Origin of the sequence: Paenibacillus phytohabitans (genome assembly GCF_013141775.1) — a bacterium.
Lineage (GTDB): Bacteria > Bacillota > Bacilli > Paenibacillales > Paenibacillaceae > Paenibacillus_AQ > Paenibacillus_AQ phytohabitans.
This window is the reverse complement of sequence record NZ_WHOB01000073.1, coordinates 1-3,598: the sequence shown is the minus strand read 5'-3', so window position 1 is coordinate 3,598 and position 3,598 is coordinate 1. Positions and strand designations below refer to the sequence as shown.

Genomic DNA, 3,598 nt, shown 5'->3' with positions numbered 1-3,598 from the left:
AGCTGGGTACTAGGTTCACCGGCATCCAGGAGAGCGCCGGCAGCAGCTGCGGTAGATCTGCAGCCGGCAGTGTGGCCAACCGGCGCGAACCGGGCGCACCGGCCACCGGAAGAACGTTTACCGCAGCAGCTGCGGATCCGCGCGCAGTCGGCAACCGATTAACCAGGGCAAGGCAGTTGCCGGGCTCCTGCAGGCGGGCCGGTGGCCCCCCGGTGAGTTATCGATCGCTGCCCAGGTGGCAGCCGGGTACCGGGCCTCACCGGCATCCAGAAGAACACCGGCAGCAGATGCAGTTGATCTGCAGGCGACCCTTTGGATCCAGAAAACTTTGCAGCTTTTGGACAGATAAAACATCTAATTCCCTTAAATAATTAAACCGAATAAACACTTGATATATAATGTCTTTATGGTATAATAAAATAAAATAACAGATGGAGAAGGGGTTAAAAATGGATCGTATTATTGAAATCATAAGAATTACTCAACAAATTCAAAAAACCAACTTACCACTTATTAATATTTGCTCACCAACTGATGCAGTTGAGATTACCAACAAATACATAGCTGATGAAGATAGAGAGGTTCTTCTGATTATGGTACTTAACACTAAAAATCAAATTATCGCCATTCATCGTTGCCACATTGGTTCCTTGAGTGCATCAGTCGCTCATCCAAGAGAGATTTTCAAGGCAGCAATATTAAATAATGCCGCGAGTATAATCATCGCCCACAACCATCCAAGCGGTATTGTAACTCCTTCTCAAGAAGATATTAAATTAACACAACGTGTGGCAGAATGCGGTGAAATGCTGGGGATTGAACTTCTGGATCATTTAATAGTCGGGTGGCAAGAAGGTTATTATTCTTTTAAATCTTCTGGGTTATTATAAACTGTGTAGGCCATCGGCTCTATAGTCGATGGCTCTTACTACCAAATAGTTAAAATTATAATATAAAATGGAGGTTGAAATATTATGAAAAATTTTATTGATTATTCCCATAAAAATCAGTACAGATTAATAAAAGCTCAATTACCTGAAGAAAAAAGAAATGATATTAATTTGCTCCCTATCGTTTATTTAATGGCAGGAGACGAAATTTTCAGGAACAAAGTTACCCAATTTATCAATTGGAGTGATGGAAACATTGACTGGGATAAGTTGTTTAGCTCTTATGGAGATAATGAGAAATTGACAATTATGATTAAGCTATCTGCAGAGCTGTATAGTCATAAACAGATGGTATCAATTACCGAGCTGATTTATAAATTTGAAAAAAAGGAATTTGAACTGGTATTAATGTTGTTTAAAAATCTAAACGAAGGATTGCATTTTGGTACTTATGAAACGGATAGCCTGGATTCTTATATATAGAAAGGGTTGTTTATAATTGACTAAGAAATACGGACTTGTGTTGGATAGTATTCAGTTAAATATATTTAGAAGCCTTGTTCCAGAGAAAATAAGAAGAAAAACTTTAGAAACATTCTTATTTAATCAGTATAAACCTTCTTTAAATATCGACTTAGATGGTGAAGAAACAGAAAAAAAGCGTGGAAGAGGCCGTCCAAGAAACAAAAACAGTGAGACTTCAACCTCCACCAATATGGCGTTAAGTGATGAAGCAATAAGCGTTATAGATAGAATGGTTATAGAACTCAAAAACGAGGGTGTATTAGGGGCAAACCGTTCATCTGTAATGAGAGATCTTATATTAAACTTTAATCAATTTTATAAAGGTAATAATGATCTTTTCATTTCCCCATCTGAGAGAAAACCAAACACTTTCTATTTGGAAATTGGAACCCATGATTTTCTAAATAAATGGACTAGATCGAGGAATCTAAATTATTCAATTGAACAATACATTTTGAGTCCCGACTTTTCAATTCTTTCTATCACTGAAGAGGAAATAAGCTACTTAAAAAAGGTCCCAACTGAGTTAGAACCGATACGCATTAGTATAAGCGAGAAAGCTTATTCAGCTATTGATGATATTTTAAAAAATCTAGGTTCTGGTATTACAAGAACGGCACTAATGAGATTAGTGGTTCGAAGATTAATTCAGCTTGATCAAGGGATATCCTTACCTAATCTGTTAGCTAAGAAAAAGCTTGACGCAGCAATATTTAATTACGAAAATATTGCTGGCACAGAGAAGGCCCAAGAACTAATATCTGATTACTTAAATAAAAATTATAATAAGGAATAACTTAATATGAAACTTTTAAAAACTAATTGTGAAATTCGCGTATTTAGAGAAATAGAAAAGAGTTTTGGTAAAAAATTAATGTTTGTTTATAAATATATAACAGAAATTGTTTTACTAAACCAAACTGAAAGGGCAGTCCAATTTAAGTTTATTACTACAGTAGATAGATTCATTTTTTTAAATTGCACAAATGTATTTGAAGGGAAACCTAGAGTATCAAGCCGTACATTATTTATTCCTACATCCGCTATTCTATCTGAGAGTAATGAATTATTAGAAATAAAGGACTGGTTAGTTAAAAAAGAAAAACTAACATCTTTCGCTGTTTGTTCAGAAAGAGGTGCATTAGAATATCAAATTGTAACAGAAGAGCTCTTACTATCAAAGTATCCTTCTCTTCGATCTATAAAAACTTGATTTATATTAACTTTAAAATGACCCCACCGTAAAAGGAGGGGTCATTTTTTCAGTAATAAGCTTCTTTTCGTGTTGGATAAGATCGGATTCACCGGCAGCTTCGGTGATCTGCAGTTACCGCTGTGGCCAACAATTGACAAGACGCACCGGCCTTTGGAATAGTCTACCTCCGCTGCTACGGATCCGCGCGCAGCCGGCGACCGATTAACCAGGGCAAAGCAGTTGCCGCTGTCCTGCAGGTAGACTAGTGGACCGCCGGCGAGTTATCGATCGATGCACCAGTTAGGTAATAGAGCTCACCAGCGGCAGTGTGGCCAACCGGCGCGCGCCCGGCGCACCGACCACCGGAAGAACGTCTACCGCTGCGGCTACGGATCCGCGTGCAGCCGGCGACCGATCAACCTGGGCAAGGTAGTTGCCGTGATCCTGCAGGCGGGCTGGTGGACCCCCGGTGAGTTATCGATCGCTTCACCGGCGGCAGCTGCAATAGATCGGCAGCCGGCAGTGTGGCCAACCAGCGCGCACCAGACGCACCGGCATTCGGAAGGAACGTCTACCGCCGCTGCTACGGATCCGCGCGCAGCCGGCAACCGATTTACCAGGGCAAGGTAGTTGCCGTGATCCTGCAGGCGGGCTGGTGGATCCCCGGTGAGTTATCGATCGCTTCACCGGCGGCAGCTGCAATAGATCTGCAGCCGGCAGTGTGGCCAACAGGCGCGCCGGGCGCACCGGCCTCCGGAAGAACGTCTACCGCAGCAGCTGCGGTAGATCTGCAGATGGCAGTGTGGCCAACAGGCACGCGCCGGGCGCACCGACCACCGGAAGAACGTCTACCGCCGCGGCTGCGGATCCGCGCGGAGCCGGCGACCAATGAACCAGGGCGGGCCGGCAGCCAGGTAATGGAGCTCACCGGCATCCATGAGAGCACCGGCAGCAGCCGTTCCGGATATACTAGCCACCGGAACGTCTA

Annotated in this window: 5 protein-coding genes; all 5 read left to right on the top strand. The window is 43.0% G+C overall.

Features of this window, described 5'->3' with window-relative positions; genetic code table 11:
* The first annotated feature begins 449 nt into the window (after positions 1 to 449).
* Positions 450 to 890 carry a JAB domain-containing protein gene (locus GC101_RS25970; protein ID WP_171719677.1) on the top strand — a complete coding sequence of 147 codons (441 nt, stop codon included), beginning with the start codon at positions 450 to 452 and terminating at the stop codon, positions 888 to 890.
* Between the two features lie 84 nt (positions 891 to 974).
* Positions 975 to 1,373, top strand: coding sequence for a hypothetical protein (locus tag GC101_RS25965; RefSeq protein ID WP_171719676.1), 399 nt, complete (start codon positions 975 to 977; stop codon positions 1,371 to 1,373).
* 16 nt (positions 1,374 to 1,389) lie between these two features.
* Positions 1,390 to 2,211, top strand: coding sequence for a hypothetical protein (locus GC101_RS25960; RefSeq protein ID WP_171719675.1), 822 nt, complete (start codon positions 1,390 to 1,392; stop codon positions 2,209 to 2,211).
* A 6-nt stretch (positions 2,212 to 2,217) separates the two neighbouring features.
* Entirely contained in the window at positions 2,218 to 2,628 is a 411-nt protein-coding gene (locus GC101_RS25955; RefSeq protein WP_171719674.1) for a hypothetical protein, read from the top strand.
* A 506-nt stretch (positions 2,629 to 3,134) separates the two neighbouring features.
* Positions 3,135 to 3,598 (top strand): hypothetical protein (locus GC101_RS25950; protein WP_171719673.1); only part of this gene is annotated, 464 nt, incomplete at its 3' end.